14 protein-coding genes are annotated in these 15,499 nt (G+C 43.1%); 8 read left to right on the top strand and 6 right to left on the bottom strand.

The window, feature by feature from the left end:
• Nucleotides 1-4 precede the first annotated feature (4 nt).
• From BLR42_RS07015 to BLR42_RS07005, 3 genes are read right to left on the bottom strand one after another with little or no spacing between them, the layout of a single operon-like run.
• Nucleotides 5-1,126 carry a transglutaminase domain-containing protein gene (locus BLR42_RS07015; RefSeq protein ID WP_242879240.1) on the bottom strand — a complete coding sequence of 374 codons (1,122 nt, stop codon included), beginning with the start codon at nt 1,124-1,126 and terminating at the stop codon, nt 5-7.
• A gap of 41 nt (nt 1,127-1,167) precedes the next feature.
• Nucleotides 1,168-1,656: an RNA polymerase sigma factor gene (locus BLR42_RS07010; protein ID WP_139165119.1), complete on the bottom strand. Its 489-nt coding sequence runs from the start codon at nt 1,654-1,656 to the stop codon at nt 1,168-1,170.
• Nucleotides 1,657-1,666: 10 nt separating this feature from the next.
• A complete protein-coding gene (locus BLR42_RS07005; RefSeq protein WP_170832667.1) occupies nt 1,667-2,389 on the bottom strand; it encodes a GGDEF domain-containing protein in 723 nt (240 codons plus the stop codon).
• Between the two features lie 176 nt (nt 2,390-2,565).
• Here BLR42_RS07005 and BLR42_RS07000 point away from each other — a divergent pair, with 176 nt between their 5' ends.
• Both BLR42_RS07000 and BLR42_RS06995 read left to right on the top strand, forming a co-directional pair.
• Complete coding sequence (locus BLR42_RS07000) at nt 2,566-2,802, top strand: hypothetical protein (RefSeq protein WP_022761621.1); 237 nt, start codon at nt 2,566-2,568, stop codon at nt 2,800-2,802.
• Nucleotides 2,803-2,818: 16 nt separating this feature from the next.
• Nucleotides 2,819-4,852, top strand: a complete 2,034-nt coding sequence (locus BLR42_RS06995) for a methyl-accepting chemotaxis protein (RefSeq protein WP_091867791.1) — start codon at nt 2,819-2,821, stop codon at nt 4,850-4,852.
• A 78-nt stretch (nt 4,853-4,930) separates the two neighbouring features.
• Here BLR42_RS06995 and BLR42_RS06990 read toward each other — a convergent pair whose 3' ends face one another.
• Together BLR42_RS06990 and BLR42_RS06985 are read right to left on the bottom strand one after the other, a co-directional pair.
• Complete coding sequence (locus tag BLR42_RS06990) at nt 4,931-5,761, bottom strand: histidinol-phosphatase HisJ family protein (protein ID WP_091867789.1); 831 nt, start codon at nt 5,759-5,761, stop codon at nt 4,931-4,933.
• 28 nt (nt 5,762-5,789) lie between these two features.
• Entirely contained in the window at nt 5,790-6,632 is an 843-nt protein-coding gene (locus BLR42_RS06985; RefSeq protein ID WP_170832666.1) for a cache domain-containing protein, read from the bottom strand.
• Between the two features lie 281 nt (nt 6,633-6,913).
• On the opposite strand from BLR42_RS06985, the gene gap reads away from it, so the two are divergent.
• From gap to BLR42_RS06955, 6 genes are all read left to right on the top strand, one after another.
• Entirely contained in the window at nt 6,914-7,939 is a 1,026-nt protein-coding gene (gap, locus tag BLR42_RS06980) for a type I glyceraldehyde-3-phosphate dehydrogenase (RefSeq protein WP_022761617.1), read from the top strand.
• Between the two features lie 70 nt (nt 7,940-8,009).
• The gene (gene pgk, locus BLR42_RS06975) at nt 8,010-9,245 is read left to right on the top strand and encodes a phosphoglycerate kinase (RefSeq protein WP_022761616.1); all 1,236 of its coding nucleotides are present in this window, start codon (nt 8,010-8,012) and stop codon (nt 9,243-9,245) included.
• An 18-nt stretch (nt 9,246-9,263) separates the two neighbouring features.
• Nucleotides 9,264-10,010, top strand: a complete 747-nt coding sequence (tpiA, locus tag BLR42_RS06970; RefSeq protein ID WP_022761615.1) for a triose-phosphate isomerase — start codon at nt 9,264-9,266, stop codon at nt 10,008-10,010.
• A gap of 71 nt (nt 10,011-10,081) precedes the next feature.
• Nucleotides 10,082-10,828: a triose-phosphate isomerase gene (tpiA, locus tag BLR42_RS06965; RefSeq protein ID WP_091867785.1), complete on the top strand. Its 747-nt coding sequence runs from the start codon at nt 10,082-10,084 to the stop codon at nt 10,826-10,828.
• Nucleotides 10,829-11,003: 175 nt separating this feature from the next.
• Nucleotides 11,004-13,022 carry a methyl-accepting chemotaxis protein gene (locus BLR42_RS06960; protein WP_091867783.1) on the top strand — a complete coding sequence of 673 codons (2,019 nt, stop codon included), beginning with the start codon at nt 11,004-11,006 and terminating at the stop codon, nt 13,020-13,022.
• 210 nt (nt 13,023-13,232) lie between these two features.
• Nucleotides 13,233-14,582, top strand: a complete 1,350-nt coding sequence (locus BLR42_RS06955) for an NCS2 family permease (RefSeq protein WP_091867814.1) — start codon at nt 13,233-13,235, stop codon at nt 14,580-14,582.
• Nucleotides 14,583-14,689: 107 nt separating this feature from the next.
• On the opposite strand, the gene BLR42_RS06950 is transcribed toward BLR42_RS06955, so the two are convergent.
• The gene (locus BLR42_RS06950) at nt 14,690-15,499 is read right to left on the bottom strand and encodes a hypothetical protein (protein ID WP_091867781.1); all 810 of its coding nucleotides are present in this window, start codon (nt 15,497-15,499) and stop codon (nt 14,690-14,692) included.

The raw sequence follows: 15,499 nt of genomic DNA, 5'->3' as shown, positions 1-15,499 counted from the left end.
TCAGTTAATAAATGTATTTAGTCTGGTAGTTTTCACCGTCACCGATAAAGGATGCCAGTTTTGTGGTTTCTGTTGTGGATGCAAAAGTCGGATCCATAAGTGACCATTTTTTGCCGTCGAATTGAATCATTCCGTTAACCCAGCCCACATCTTTTATATAAGTACTTATCCATGCATGGTATGCGGTTCCCGCGTACCCAACCTCCATTCTGGTGGGTATCCTCTGGGATCTAAGCATTGATGTCATTAGCACGGCATAGTCAAGACAGATGCCTTTTCCGGTGGTCAGAACTTCATCTATGTCCGGAAGGTAACCGCTCTGTACGGTTTCAGCCTCCTCGTAGTCATAGGACATGCTGCTGATCAGGGCGTTATATATTGCGGAAACTACATCCAGGTCATCGTTTGCCGTGTAGGATAAATACTCGCTATAGGCTATCGCCTGATTGCCCTCATTAAAGTTCACATATTGATTCGGATACAAAAACGGCAGGAATTCGTCATTAAGGGTGACCTCTATGTTTTGAGTAAATGCCGTTACATACTGTGTTCCGACCAGGTTTTCATAGACTGCGATGAGATATTTTCCATCCCCTGCCTGAAGAGGAAAAACCTCGTCCTTTCCGCCGTCTGTTGTGAGGTTATAGGTGTATACAACCTCATCGGGACCGGTTATTCTGAGCTTTACCTTTGGCGATTCGCCGGTATAGCGTATTATCACATAGCCCTCAGATGCGTTTGTTGCATCAACCTTTGCAACATCGTTTTTGTATACGACTTTGCCGTCTGCCTTGGGTTTTAGACACACAGGGGTATTGTCCCTTGTGCCCTTAACAAGTGTCGAGACATCATAGGTCTCACGGTTAGCCATGGCTTTTGCGGCAAGCAGTCTGTCCGCGTCAATGACAATGCCGTGCGGCAGAACAAGCAGCAAAATCGGAGACAGGGTGATAATGACAAGCATAGCGAGGCTCACATAAATATTCACGGAAAGAAAATCCGGAGCGCTTTTTATAAAGCCTCTTGATACTTTAATCTTTTCCTGATTTTCTCCCGCAAAAGCACCGGCCTTCCCGGATAACTCCAATACCTCAAGGAGAGTGGAAGAAATCTCGTTATCGCTCATATGAAATTTATTCTTCCTGTCTTTTACATATTCCATAGTCATCACGCGCGTATTAGTTTTCTTAGCTCTAAAATGTGTTCTCTTGAGTTTGTGAGGCTTTTTTCCACATGGCGCTTTGTTATATGAAGAGCGTTTGCAATATCCTTATCTGATAGTCCTACAAAATCATGCAGGAAGAAAATCTCTCTCTCAAAAAATGATAAAGATTCAATCTCTTCCGGATGGAGCAGTGAGTACAGATCGGTGCGGCCTTCTGCCATGACCCGGTCATAACATACGTCGAAAGCGATGCGGCGAAGCCACGCATCAAAAAGGGAAGGATCTTTGAGCTTAAGTATGTTCTTTACAACAATGGAGTATATTTCGCGCACAGCCTCAAGACTCCTGTCGTCTTCACCAAGGATGTGCCGGCAATAGTTGTAGGTATCATCCACGGTGAGACAGTAGATCTCTGTGAAAGCCTCTGTGTCGTCGTTCCACATATCAAGAACGAGCTGTTGTATTCTTGAAGAACGCTTCCCTAACATCATCTGTTGCACCTTAAGTAAGAACATTCGGGTTTTCGGTAAAATTCCTGTAAGCACAGGTTATTAAAGTATAAAAATGGTCTGCATTTACACTGTCCCCAAGGACGCTTGAATATGAAAGCGTTATGGGATTCTCCGGAGAAAGAGCATTCCTGTTGTGAATTCTTCTTCCGAGATCACCCAGGAAAAGATCGACGGCGGTTCTGTCACAGTTTTCGATTACGACCAAAAATTCATTACCGCTGTTTCTTCCAATAAGACCATACTGAGTTCCAACCGATTCAAGAATTGAACAAAAATCGGAAATGATTTTGTCACCGCTTCCACGTCCGCTTTTTTCATTTATCTCTTTTAAGTTATCCAGTACCATAAGGACACACCCGAGGTGCAGGAGCTTTTCGGGAGAGTCGTATTTCTGAGATATGCGGTCGATACTGTATCTGTTGGGGAGACCCGTGAGTTTATCGAGAAAAGACAGATCACGCAGATCCCGAAGCATATTCCGGTTTTTCTTCATAAGAATAAAATCCAGGAAAACGCAAAGAAATCCTGTCAGAAGACAGAGCCATATAACTATAAAAGATACGAGATAAGCCTTGTCCTCAAAGATGGAACTGCGAAGATTCTGATTAGTTATAAGGATGAAAAAGTATATTGCTGCAAGCAAAATGAAAACTGCCATAAATGCAGCTTTGGTGATGCATATTTTCTTTACAAGGTCAGGTTTTTTGGACATCCCCAATCTTCCTCCGTGGGCATAAAATGGCATATTTTCTTACTTAAATATTATAAGGTATAGGTTATTCAAAAAAAATGTTCTAACCATAAACTAAGGATAAAGTTAGCCTAAAATATTCGGAAAATCACACATTTGCAAAATGGAATTTAGTATAATGAACGCGAGGTGGGATTATGATTATTTTGTTTGTCTTTATTTTGATGTTTATCATTATTTTGACTCTGGCAATCTATCTTTACATAGATGAGTGCATGCAGCTGCGAAAGCGGCTTTTGCGTCTCGGAGTAAAGAAGGATGAGATCATGTCATTTCCAAAAGGTCTTTGGATTTTCAGGCTTAAAGAGCTTTTATATGAAAAGGAAACCGAGCTGGCAGAAGAGTGTTTTCTGACAGTTGATAAGGATATTTAAAACGGAGGTAATTAAGATGGCACAGGAAAAAAAGGAACAAGGCGCACAAAAGAAAGGCTTTTCATTAAAAAGCGTAAAGCCGAAGCTTATCAGTGTTATGCTGCTTATCTGCATAATTCCGATACTGGTATCGGTTGTTGTAAGCTATCGAAATTCAATGACTAACTCTTTAGAGGATGCTGAGTCAATTAATGTTAAGAAGGCTCAGGTTATAGAGAAAGCTTATATGGAACACATTGAGCAGATGGTCAGCGTTCTTCAGACAGCAGCTTCGAGTCCTTATATGGTCAGCTATATGCAAACACCTGAAGATCAGCGTGATAACGAGGCTATGCAGGCCTGGCTCCAGGATATGGAGAGTAAGCTTGATGGAGATAACTCGATTGTAGTTACTGCTCCCGACGGAAATCAGGTTGTAAGGTCATCGGGAGAATTAACGAATATCGCTGACAGAGATTACTTTCAGAATGCGCTTAAGGGCAATACCTTTGTTTCAGGAGTATATGTCTCCAAGACTACAGGAAAGGCTACAATTTTCATTATTACCCCTATTTTTGATCAGGGGCAGCAGGTTATTGGAACCATAATGAGAAGTTATAGCCTTGATAATCTGAATTCTTTTCTTGCGGAAAATGTTGATTCATCAAAGGGTGAAGAGGCTTTCATACTATCTTCAGCGGGCGAGCTTATCGGACATTGCGCGATGGAGATTGATGCAAATAATCTTATTGATTTTAGTGATTTTGATCTTTATAAGCAATCTCAGTCTGCTGATAACGGAAGTATCATTGGAGCGAACAATGGAATAAAGTATGTTATGTCCTTCCAAAAGGAACCCAAGACCGGTTGGCTTATTGTAACTGCAGCGCAATACAATGTGATAATGGCACCTACATATAATTCATGCAATATTATCATCGGGCTTGGACTAGCTATGATTGTCATTGCGATATTCATCTCACTTAAGATGGCCAATTCCTTTACACTTCCGCTTAAAGAGGTTAATGATTCCGTTAGTAAGCTTGCAGAAGGCGAGTTTCATAGGATTACTAAGTTCACAAAAAGAGAGGATGAATTTGGTGAGATCATCAATAACACCAATGCGGTTATTGATAAACTGAGTTCAATTGTTACAAGCATTAAGGATTCGACGATATCCGTGAACAGTTCGTCTGAGGAACTGGCGGATACTGCTAATCAGATTTCGCAGACAGCAGACGATGTATCCAATGCGGTTCAGGAAATTGCATCAGGTGCAACGCAGCAGGCTGACGAGATTCAGAGCGTAACAGAGAATGTCGGCAGTATCGGCGAAGCAACCGGCAATGTTCAGACCAGCACGGATGATCTTGCAAATCTTGCAGGCAGAATGCAGGAAGTCAGCACAGAATCTGCGCAGAGTCTTGCAGACCTGCAGCATAGTTCCGAGAGCATGAGCGAGAGTATCGTTCAGATTACCGAGAAGATTGGTGCAACCAGTAAGGCAGTTGAGAACATCAATGAGAAGGTTATGGGAATTGCATCCATTGCATCCCAGACAAACCTATTGTCACTTAATGCTTCCATCGAGGCAGCAAGAGCAGGCGAAGCAGGAAAAGGCTTTGCGGTTGTTGCTGAGGAAATCGGAAAGCTTGCCGACGATTCCAGAACTATGGCAGATGATATCAGAAGAGAGATGGATGTTCTTCTGTCAGAGTCTCAGTCAGCGGTTGCTATGGCATCAGAGGTTCAGAGACAAAACGACGAGCAGCAGGCAGTACTCGGAAGTACAGTTCAGAGCGTAAATGCTATGATAGAAGACATTTCATCAACGGTTGTAAGTGTTAAGAGTATTGAAACTGACGCAGGAACCTGCGTAGATGCAAAGAATGTGGTTGCCGACGCTATGGCATCGCTGTCCGCTATTTCGCAGGAGAACGCCGCATCCTCCGAGGAGACCGGTGCTTCCATGCAGGAGCTTTCAGCAACCGTTACAACGCTGGCATCCTCAGCAGACTCCCTTAAGGAAGTTGCCGAGAAGCTCAACGCAGAGATGGCTTTCTTTAAGTAAGCACCCAGCGAGGTTATTTCGAGCTGCTGGTGCGCACTTAGTTCTGGCGAGCAAAGCGAGAGCAGAACTTCCTTATGATCAAAGCTTAATAAACGTGCCCTTACGTTTGGCGAACAGTGTGTAATACCTGAATCCGCAGGCTTTGGCGATTTCTACAGCGGTTTCGAAGCCAAGACCGACATTCTCGGGCTTGTGCGCATCGGAACCGAAAGTAATGATCTCGCCGCCCAGCTCTTTGTAGCGGGCGAGCACTTCGCGTGAGGGATTGGGATCACCCAAAGTAGGCTCTGTATAAAGGGACTTGGTGTTTACATCAAGTCCCTTTCCTTTTGCAATAAGAGTCTTCAGTATCTCATCGATGACATCGGAATAATCCTTGTAGGTGTAGTTCTTATTCAGATTAGGAGCGTAGCGCACAAGGTAGTCCAGATGACCGAGGACGTCAAAATCGTCGAATAAGTTAATGTTCTCGAGAGTTGATTCGAAAAAGTCAGTAAAGGCTTCCTTTTCGGTACGTCCCTCATAGAAAGAAGCAAAGTAGGGATCTTTTCCGTGGCATACGTGATTGGAACCTATGATAAAGTCGAAGGGATATTTTTTTGCATATTCGAGGTTTGCATCCACAACCTGCGGCTGCATTCCCAGCTCGATTCCGAAATAAATATCAATGGTATCGGCATAATAATCTTTAATAGAAGTGTACTCTTTGTAATAGGCATCCGTATCGACTACGAACTGATCCGTTATTCCGTCCGGAACATCGGGATAGTCCATGTCCATGTGCTCTGTAATACATATTGCGGGTAATTTCTTCCTGATGGCTTGTTCAATGACAGCCTCCATGGGAGAGTCGCAGTCTCCCGAGTGGTGTGTGTGCATATGAAAATCTGCCGGTAATTGTTTTGACATGTTTGTTTTTTTCTCCGTTATGAATTCATTATTTTTCTTCTTCTTTTACTACACAAATGGTCCAGTCTGAAGCTTCGTTTCTTAAATGATAGAGATTATACCAGGTGCCCTGTCCGTTATTGGCTCTGTAAAGACCTTCCCCTGTTTCCTGAGTCATGAAGAGCTCGTGGCTCAAATCTTTGACTGAGTCACCGTTTGCTGCAAATTGGGAATGAGCTGCAAGCATTCCCGAGCTGTCCACAAGAAATGCGTGATCATTCTGGTCTGCCAGGATCTTATGAAAATTGAAAAGATCATAGTTTCTCTGAACGATACCCAGGATATCACCGCTTTCGGATTTGACCGGAACGGCAAAGGTTACTAATAGAGCACCTGTTGATTTTGAAACAATGACATCGGATATGGCATTTTCTCCGCTTATGGCTTTTGCGAAATAATCTCTTTCAGAGACATCCTTAAGGTCGCCTTCTGTACTAAGGAGCTGCATGCCGTCAGCGCCGGTAAGAATGATTTTTGAATCCTCGGAAAGAGAAGATTCAACACTCTGCAGATAAGATAATTCACTGTCTGCAAGTTCTGCATTGGCAGTATCTTCCATATAAGAAATTGTGGAAGGCGATAATGCAACAGCCTCAAGGGATCCCAGATTCTCGTCTATAACCCTTTGCCACTCGCCTTCAATATTATGTGCTTCCCATTTCATGGAATCGTGAGTACTGCTGAGTACCTTGTCCGAGGTTTTCATGTGATTAACCGAAAGAAATGCGATAAGCGGAATCAGGAATGCCAGAAGTAAACCAACTATTATTACTACAATAATAATTGTTTTCATTCTAATTCCTGAAAAATTGTTGTTTTCTGTGTCTCCCATAATGATCTCCTTGTAAATCATAAATCTTTTTGTTCAAAAACATCCTATATTCTAGAGTATAGAAAGAATTTTATCAATTAAGAGTTCAGATAAAACGATTATGCGTACATTTTTGATTCTATATAAGGAAATTTTTGATAATTCTGTGTTTTTGCCCAAAGATTACTTGAAAAATTGAGAGAAGTTAGATAAAATAAATTTGCTGTCAAATTTTTGACAATCACGTTGTAAAGAATTAGTAGCAGCAAATAAATTTTAATATCATTTTAGGAGGACTTAAAATGGCAGTAAAGGTAGCAATCAATGGTTTTGGCCGTATCGGTCGTCTTGCATTCAGACAGATGTTTGAGCACGAGGGAACAGAGATCGTAGCAATCAACGATCTTACAGCACCCAAGATGCTTGCACACCTTCTTAAGTATGACTCTTCACAGGGTAAGTACAAGTATGCTGATAAGGTATCTTTCGATGACGATTCCATCACAGTAAACGGAAAGAAGATCACAATTTACAAGGAAGCTGATGCTAATAACCTTCCTTGGGGTAAGATCGGTGTAGACGTTGTTCTTGAGTGTACAGGTTTCTACACATCTAAGGACAAGGCTCAGGCACACATCAACGCTGGTGCAAAGAAGGTTGTTATTTCTGCTCCTGCAGGAAATGATCTTCCTACAATTGTATATAACGTTAACCACGAGACACTTACAGCAGATGACAACATCATCTCTGCAGCTTCTTGTACAACAAACTGCCTTGCACCTATGGCTAAGGCTCTTAACGACTATGCACCTATCCAGTCCGGTATCATGGCAACAATTCATGCTTACACAGGTGATCAGATGATCCTTGACGGACCTCAGAGAAAGGGTGACCTTAGAAGAGCTCGTGCAGGCGCTGTTAACATCGTTCCTAACAGCACAGGTGCTGCAAAGGCTATCGGCCTTGTTATTCCTGAACTCAACGGCAAGCTCATCGGCGCTGCTCAGAGAGTACCGGTTCCGACAGGTTCCACAACACTTCTTTTTGCTGTAGTTAAGAGCAGCACAGAAGTTACTAAGGAGAGCATCAACGAGGCTATGAAGAAGGCTTCTGATCCTGAGACATTCGGTTACAACGAGGATGAGATCGTATCTTCTGATATCGTTGGAATGACATATGGTTCACTCTTCGATGCAACTCAGACAATGGTTACAAAGATTGGTGACGACCTCTATGAAGTTCAGGTTGTTTCATGGTATGACAACGAGAACTCTTACACATCTCAGATGGTTCGTACAATCAAGTATTTTGAAAAATTCGTTAAGTAAGAACTGATTAAGAAAAGGTCCGGTCCGAAAGGACCGGGCCTTAAATTTTTAATACAAGGAGGCTATTATAATGGCACTTAATAAGAAATCTGTTGATGATTTCAGCGCAAAGGGCAGAAGAGTACTTGTTCGTTGTGACTTCAACGTACCGCTCAAGAATGGTGAGATCACAGACGAGACACGTATCAACGCTGCACTTCCTACAATCAAGAAGCTTATCGCAGATGGCGGCAAGGTAATCCTTTGCTCACATCTTGGTAAGGTTAAGAATGGCCCCAACGAGGGTGAGTCTCTTGCTCCTGTAGCTAAGAGCCTTTCTGCTAAGCTTGGCAAGGACGTTAAGTTCATCGCTGACTACAACGTAACAGGTGCAGACGCAACTGCTGCAGTAGAGGCTATGGGCGAGGGCGATGTAGTTCTTCTTCAGAATACACGTTTCCGTGGCAAGGAAGAGACAAAGCCTTCAGATGCAGGCGAAGCTTTCGCAAAAGAGCTTGCAGATCTCTGTGACGATTATGTATGTGATGCTTTCGGTTCTGCTCACAGAGCACATGCTTCTGTAGCTGTTGTTACAAAGTATGTTCGTGAGAAGGGCGGCAACTGCGCAGTTGGTTACCTTATGCAGAAGGAGATCGACTTCCTCGGCAACGCCGTTGAGAATCCGGTTCGTCCTTTCGTAGCAATCCTTGGCGGCGCTAAGGTTGCTGATAAGCTTAATGTTATCAATAACCTCCTTGAGAAGTGCGATACACTTATCATCGGTGGTGGTATGGCTTACACATTCCTTAAAGCTAAGGGATATGAAGTAGGTCTTTCACTCGTAGATAACGAGAAGATTGATTATTGTAAGGAAATGATGGAGAAGGCTGAGAAGAACGGCAAGAAGCTTCTTCTTCCTGTTGATACAGTTGTATCAGGCGGATTCCCGGATCCTATCGACAATCCTAATATCGAGACAGCAATCGTTGAGTCCAACGCAATTCCTTCTGACAAGGAAGGTCTTGATATCGGTGTGAAGACAAGAGATCTTTTCGCAGATGCTGTAAAGAGTGCAAAGACTGTTGTTTGGAACGGACCTATGGGTGTATTCGAGAACCCTGTACTTGCTGAAGGTACAAAGGCTGTTGCTAAGGCTCTTGCAGAGACAGATGCTACAACAATCATCGGTGGTGGTGATAGTGCAGCAGCTGTTAACCAGCTTGGTTTTGCTGACAAGATGAGCCACATCTCAACAGGTGGCGGTGCTTCACTTGAGTTCCTTGAGGGTAAGGAGCTTCCCGGTGTTGTTGCTGCAGATAATAAGTAAAGAAGGAGACTTTTTAAAATGGCACGTAGAAGAATCATTGCCGGCAACTGGAAGATGAACATGACACCTTCTGAAGCTGTAAAGCTTGTTGCTGAGCTTAAAGATTTAGTTAAAAATGATGATGTAGACGTAGTTTACTGCGTTCCTGCAATTGATATCGTTCCTGTAGTAGAGGCTGTTAAGGGTACAAACGTTAATGTTGGTGCTGAGAACTTCTACATCGAGGATAAGGGTGCTTTCACAGGTGAGATTTCCGCACCCATGCTCGTAGATGCAGGCGTTAAGTATGTTATCATGGGACATTCCGAGAGAAGAGACATCTTCGGCGAGAATGATATTCTTATCAATGCTAAGGTTAAGAAGGCATTTGCTGCAGGTCTTACACCTATCCTTTGCTGCGGTGAGTCACTTGCACTTCGTAAGGCCGGTACTTACAAGGAGTGGATCGAGAGACAGATTACATGGGATCTTAGCGGTGTAACAGCTGATCAGGTTAAGAAGCTTGTTATCGCTTACGAGCCTATCTGGGCTATCGGAACTGGCGAGACAGCAACTGCTGACCAGGCTGAAGAAGTTTGTGCATTTATCCGTGAGCTTGTTGCTAAGCTTTACGATCAGGCTACAGCTGATGAAGTTCGTATCCAGTACGGCGGATCAATGAATGCAGGCAACGCTGCTGAGCTTCTTTCAAAGCCCAACATCGATGGCGGTCTTATCGGTGGTGCTTCACTTAAGCCCGACTTTGGTAAGATTGTTAACGCATAATATATATTAAAATAAGAGATGAGTTCAGTTGGCTTCATCAACTGAACTCATTTTTATATGGAGTATTTGTAATGTCTAGAAAAAGAATAGTAGCCGGAAATTGGAAGATGAATATGACACCGGCAGAGACGACTGCTTTTATTGCAAAGCTTCGTCCGCTGGTTGACAATACAGAGGTTGACGTCGTTTTATGTGTGCCTGCTATTGATATTATCCCTGCAATGACAGCCACAAGGGGAACAAATATAGAAATAGGTGCACAGAATATGCACTTTGAGGAGAATGGCGCTTATACAGGCGAAATAGCACCGGGAATGCTTACGGATGCTGGTGTGAAATACGTTATTCTCGGTCACTCGGAAAGGCGTGAATATAACCACGAGACAGATGAGGTACTTAATAAAAAGGTGAAGAAGGCTTTTGAACACGGCCTTACACCTATCCTGTGCTGCGGAGAAACACTGGAGCAGAGGAATAAAGGCATCACACTCGATTTCATCAGAATGCAGATAAAGTCTGATCTTGCAGGAGTTCCTGCTTCAGATGTGGAAGAGATGGTTATTGCATATGAACCTATCTGGGCCATAGGCACAGGTGAAACTGCCACATCGGCACAGGCAGAGGAGGTATGCAAGGCTATACGTGAGTGCATTGCTGAAATCTATAGTGAAGGCACAGCGGAGAGAGTTCGCATCCAGTACGGCGGCTCTGTAAATGCGGCTAATGCCAAAGAGCTGTTTTCGCAGCCTGACATTGACGGAGGTCTTGTGGGAGGTGCATCTCTTAAGCCTGATTTTGGAAAAATCGTTAACTGTTAAAAGAAACCTGGCACTATGAAAAGCATTCATGGTGGCAGGTTTTTTATATATAAACTTGATATTAAAAAACGATTAAATGTTCACAAATTCACTTTTTAAGGCACGCTTAAGTTGTATAATTTTTGATGAGAAACTATTTCCTTTCAAATGATTTATTTCATCATGGAGGCGTGTTATGGCAAAGAATGAAAATGCTCGCGGAAGCACTGAAAGAGTTAGCTTTAAGGACAGTATCAAGACCAAACTGATTTGTATAATGATACTGGCTGCTGCGATACCTCTTTTGATAGCTGTAATCGTGAGCTATAAGACATCTACGGATAAAGCTCTTGCTGATGCTCAGGATTCCCTGGAATGGGAGGCATGGTATCTGGAGCAGTCGTTTGTTACTGTGCTTGATACGAATATGAACATGATAAGGAGTATAGCCGGAAGTCCTACCGTGGTCAATTTTGTTGCCAAGGAGGGAGATATTCCGCTGGATGCAATTATAAATACTCTTTCGGAGTGTGACACTATCCTGAATGATGGAGATACTACTGCAATTACAGATGCGACAGGAATGCAGATTGCTCGAACATCCGGAGATTGTATCGATGTTTCTGACAGAGAGTACTTCCAGAAGGCGATGGAAGGAACCGTATATGTTTCTAACGTTCAGATCAGTAAGAAGAACGGAAGACGTATGCTGACTTTTGCTGCGCCTATTATGTTTGATGGTAAGGCTATAGGTATTGTTCACAGGAACTATGACCTTAATAATTTCCATGAACTTCTGGCAAATGAAGCAGAGGATGCCTTCCTTGTAGATAGAGAAGGCCTTGTAGCGGCACATTCACAGTATAAAATCGGTGAAGGCGAGCATGAAGAGGAGAGCAGAGCTCAATCAGAGTTTATGGTTTCGGGCAAGGACGAAGGCTTCTACTTTGTGGATACAGGCAAGGGCTATGATGCTTATGTCGCATATGTAAAAGAACCCCAATCACAGTTTAGAGTCTGCGCAGCAAGCAATGAGAAGAAGGTGCTTGCATCTGCAAGAAAATCAGCTACTATTACTATAATTGTAGGCCTGGTGCTGCTGGTAATCGTGATTATTGTATCTTTCGTAATGGCTAATAGCTTTACAAAACCGATTTTAGCAGTCGGGAAATCTCTTTCCGCGCTTGCTGACGGACGTTTTGAAAAGGTTGGAAAAGAAGCTGACAGAAAAGATGAGTTTGGACAGATATCCAGAAATACTAATTCTGTTATACATACCCTTGATGAAATAGTTTCACATATTAAAGAATCTGCAGCAAATGTCGGATCTTCTTCGGAAGAGCTTTCCGACATGGCTAACCAGATTTCGCAGACGGCAGAGGATGTATCAAATGCGGTGCAGGAGATTGCATCCGGTGCTACGCAGCAGGCTGATGAGATTCAGAGTGCATCTGAAAATGTAGGCCTTATCGGAGATGCTGTCGGAGATGTACAGACATCAACAGGAAACCTCTCCGGACTTGCCGGAAAGATGAAGGAAGCATCCGAAGTTTCAAGCAAATCACTTACATCCCTTCAGGATTCTTCTGCTGAGATGACAGCCAAGATTGATGACATTGCAAGAACGATTCAGGCAACACAGGAAGCTGTAGACAATATCAGTGAAAAGGTTGAGGGTATCACATCCATCGCTACTCAGACAAACCTTCTTTCTCTCAATGCTTCTATTGAGGCAGCAAGGGCAGGCGAAGCAGGAAAAGGCTTTGCGGTTGTTGCTGAGGAAATCGGTAAGCTTGCAGATGATTCCAAGCAGATGGCTGATGACATCATGAAGGAGATGGGTACACTTCTTGAACAGAGTAAAGCAGCCGTTGCCGCTGCAGAGGATGTTAAGCAGGGTAACAATGAACAGCAGATTGCCATCGGAGAAACCCTTGATGCTGTTAACGGAATGCTTGAGGATATCGGAAGTACTGTTGGAGGTGTACAGCTTATTTCTCAAGGCGCGGATACCTGCGAGTCCTCTAAGAATGCTGTGGTTGACACCATGAGTGCACTTTCCGCAATTTCAGAAGAAAATGCTGCATCTTCGGAGGAGACCGGAGCTTCCATGCAGGAGCTTTCAGCTACGGTAACAACGCTTGCAGGCTCAGCCGACAGCTTGAAGGCTATAGCGGAACAGCTCAATGAAGAGATGAAATTCTTCAAGTCTTAATTGATAAATTTTTATGGAATAGGGAAATCCCGTCATCAATCACAAGTATTTGATGACGGGACTTTTTTGTGCAAAAAGGATGTAAAAATCAATTTTTTCCGTGGTTATTTCATATTGTTGATGCTACTGAATTATGATATATTTTAAAAGGTTTTTTATCTTATGTGTTCATGCACAGCGGTCTACCCGCAAAAGGAGGAGAGTAACATGTTGGAGAAAGTTTTTCATCTCAAGGAACACAATACTACGGTGAAAACCGAGATTATTGCCGGTTTAACCACGTTCCTTTCAATGGCGTACATTCTCGCCGTTAACCCCAGTATTCTTGGAACTGTAATGAATCCGAGCGGTGTTTTTGTAGCTACAGCTATTGCATCAGCAATTGCTACATTCTGTATGGCATTCATGGCCAATTATCCTATAGCGCTTTCAGCAGGACTTGGACTTAATGCTTACTTTGCTTACACTGTTTGCCTTGGTGAGCTTGCAGCAGAGGGTGAGAATGCATTCAAGATCTGCTTAACAGCTGTATTTATAGAAGGTATCATTTTCCTTCTTATGTCACTTGTTAAGATTCGTGAGCAGATCATCAACAGTATACCGCAGAACCTTAAGTTCGGTATTTCTGCAGGTATCGGTCTTTTCATCGCATTTATCGGACTTAGAGGAGCCAACGTTATCGTTCCCAGTGAATCTACTACAGTAGCACTCGGTAGCTTTGCTGATGCAGACGTTGTTCTTTGCCTGATTGGTATTATCATAATTATCGTACTCGAGCATTTCCATGTTACAGGTTCTGTTCTTATCGGAATCATTGCTACATGGGTTCTCGGAATGGTTGCACAGGCTACAGGCTGGTATACAGCAACTAATGTATTCCCTGATTTTTCAGCAGGACTTCAGCTCGGCGGAATTGCAGATACAGCATTCAAGTTTAACTTCGGATGGGCTGCAGCTCATTTTGTTGAGTTTATTGCTATAGTATTCAGTTTCCTTTATGTTGATATCTTTGACACAGTAGGAACAGTAGTAGGTGTTGCAGATAAGGCTAACCTCCTTGATGAGGACGGAAACCTTCCCAAGGTTGGAAGCGTATTCATGTCAGATGCTATCGGTACAACAGTTGGTGCATGCCTTGGTACTTCAACAGTAACAAGCTTTGTTGAGTCAGGTGCCGGTGTTGCTGCAGGCGGACGTACAGGTCTTACAGCTCTTACGACAGGTATCATGTTTGTTGTATCACTTGTACTTAGCCCTATTTTCCTTGCTATCCCTTCATTTGCAACTGCTCCCGCACTTGTATATGTTGGAATGCTTATGGTTGCCAGCACTAAGAATATTAACTTTGACGGTGATATCGCAGATACTCTTGGCGCTTACCTTGCACTTGTTATGATGCCGCTTTCATATTCAATAGCAACCGGTATCATGTTCGCAGTTCTTGCATGGGTTATCGTTAAGCTTCTCATTGGCAAGGCTAAGGACGTATCACCTGTTATGTGGATTGTATTTGTAATGTTTGCAGTTAGAATAATTGCACTTATTACCAACTTCCAGTAATAGTTTATAAAACAGATAATAAAGAGAGCGCGCACATCCAGTGTCAGTCGATGTACGCGCTCTCTTTCTATGAAAAAGTTCGTGTTATTTAATTCTTATCTGCCGGCTTAGCCTGTCAGCTCTGCTGCATCAACCATAGCCATTCGCTGTTCGGCTTTCATATTATCATTAGCTTCCTCATCAAAAGCCCGCTCAATATTTGCGCTGCTTCGTTCAGTCTTTTCCTCGTTATCTATGGCTCTTACGATACCCTCTTGAAATACCTTTTCCTCCCGTATTTCAGCATTTTTGTTATTGCCGGATTCTTCGCGGGTGGTAATCTCGTGATCATAATCATAACGCGAGATATCGCCCTTTATATACATCTGGCGAAGCTGTGCGTCAGTGTAGGAATCAAAGGAACGAGCATTGGCGTTCTTAGTATTAACAGTAGGCTGATTTGCGTGAACCTTGCTTAACTCAGGAGCCTTATTCTGCTCGTTAAAAGGATTTTCCTTCTTTTCTGCATTAAAGGGATTCTCTTTCTTTATTTTGTTGAAAGGATTCTCTTTCTTTTCTGCAGCTTCAGCTTTTTTGTGAGCCTCTTCAATTTGAGCTTTTGCCTTCTCAGCATCTTCAATAGCGCGCTCAGCAGGAGAAGGCCCTGCGTCCTGTTTGGTTTTGAGCTCCTTGACATCGCCGATCTCTTCGGTCTCTTTCAGTTTATCCTGGGAGATTTTACTTGCCTGTGCAGTATCACCATCCTTGGATACAGCTATAACATCCTTAAGAACCTCTTGGATCCGTTCTTTTCTCGAACTGTCATCTTTATTTTGCTCTTTCAGGGTTTCCGCAGCCTTACTGGTGGTATCCGCTGTCTGAGTGGGGCGTATAGCTTCTGTGCCGGTTCTGACCATTGAAATACTTAAATCTTCCAT

The organism is Butyrivibrio sp. INlla16 (assembly GCF_900104155.1).
Classification (GTDB): domain Bacteria; phylum Bacillota; class Clostridia; order Lachnospirales; family Lachnospiraceae; genus Butyrivibrio.
This window is presented reverse-complemented; position numbering and strand designations above follow the sequence as displayed.

Excerpts from the sequence above, each read along its gene's own strand:
- BLR42_RS07005 (WP_170832667.1), bottom strand. The coding sequence starts at position 2,389 with ATGTCCAAAAAACCTGACCTTGTAAAGAAAATATGCATCACCAAAGCT.
- BLR42_RS06990 (WP_091867789.1), bottom strand. The coding sequence starts at position 5,761 with ATGTCAAAACAATTACCGGCAGATTTTCATATGCACACACACCACTCG.
- BLR42_RS06995 (WP_091867791.1), top strand. The coding sequence starts at position 2,819 with ATGGCACAGGAAAAAAAGGAACAAGGCGCACAAAAGAAAGGCTTTTCA.
- BLR42_RS07000 (WP_022761621.1), top strand. The coding sequence starts at position 2,566 with ATGATTATTTTGTTTGTCTTTATTTTGATGTTTATCATTATTTTGACT.
- tpiA (WP_022761615.1), top strand. The coding sequence starts at position 9,264 with ATGGCACGTAGAAGAATCATTGCCGGCAACTGGAAGATGAACATGACA.
- BLR42_RS07015 (WP_242879240.1), bottom strand. The coding sequence starts at position 1,126 with ATGAGCGATAACGAGATTTCTTCCACTCTCCTTGAGGTATTGGAGTTA.
- BLR42_RS06950 (WP_091867781.1), bottom strand. The coding sequence starts at position 15,499 with ATGGAAGATTTAAGTATTTCAATGGTCAGAACCGGCACAGAAGCTATA.
- gap (WP_022761617.1), top strand. The coding sequence starts at position 6,914 with ATGGCAGTAAAGGTAGCAATCAATGGTTTTGGCCGTATCGGTCGTCTT.
- BLR42_RS06985 (WP_170832666.1), bottom strand. The coding sequence starts at position 6,632 with ATGGGAGACACAGAAAACAACAATTTTTCAGGAATTAGAATGAAAACA.
- tpiA (WP_091867785.1), top strand. The coding sequence starts at position 10,082 with ATGTCTAGAAAAAGAATAGTAGCCGGAAATTGGAAGATGAATATGACA.
- pgk (WP_022761616.1), top strand. The coding sequence starts at position 8,010 with ATGGCACTTAATAAGAAATCTGTTGATGATTTCAGCGCAAAGGGCAGA.
- BLR42_RS06960 (WP_091867783.1), top strand. The coding sequence starts at position 11,004 with ATGGCAAAGAATGAAAATGCTCGCGGAAGCACTGAAAGAGTTAGCTTT.
- BLR42_RS07010 (WP_139165119.1), bottom strand. The coding sequence starts at position 1,656 with ATGATGTTAGGGAAGCGTTCTTCAAGAATACAACAGCTCGTTCTTGAT.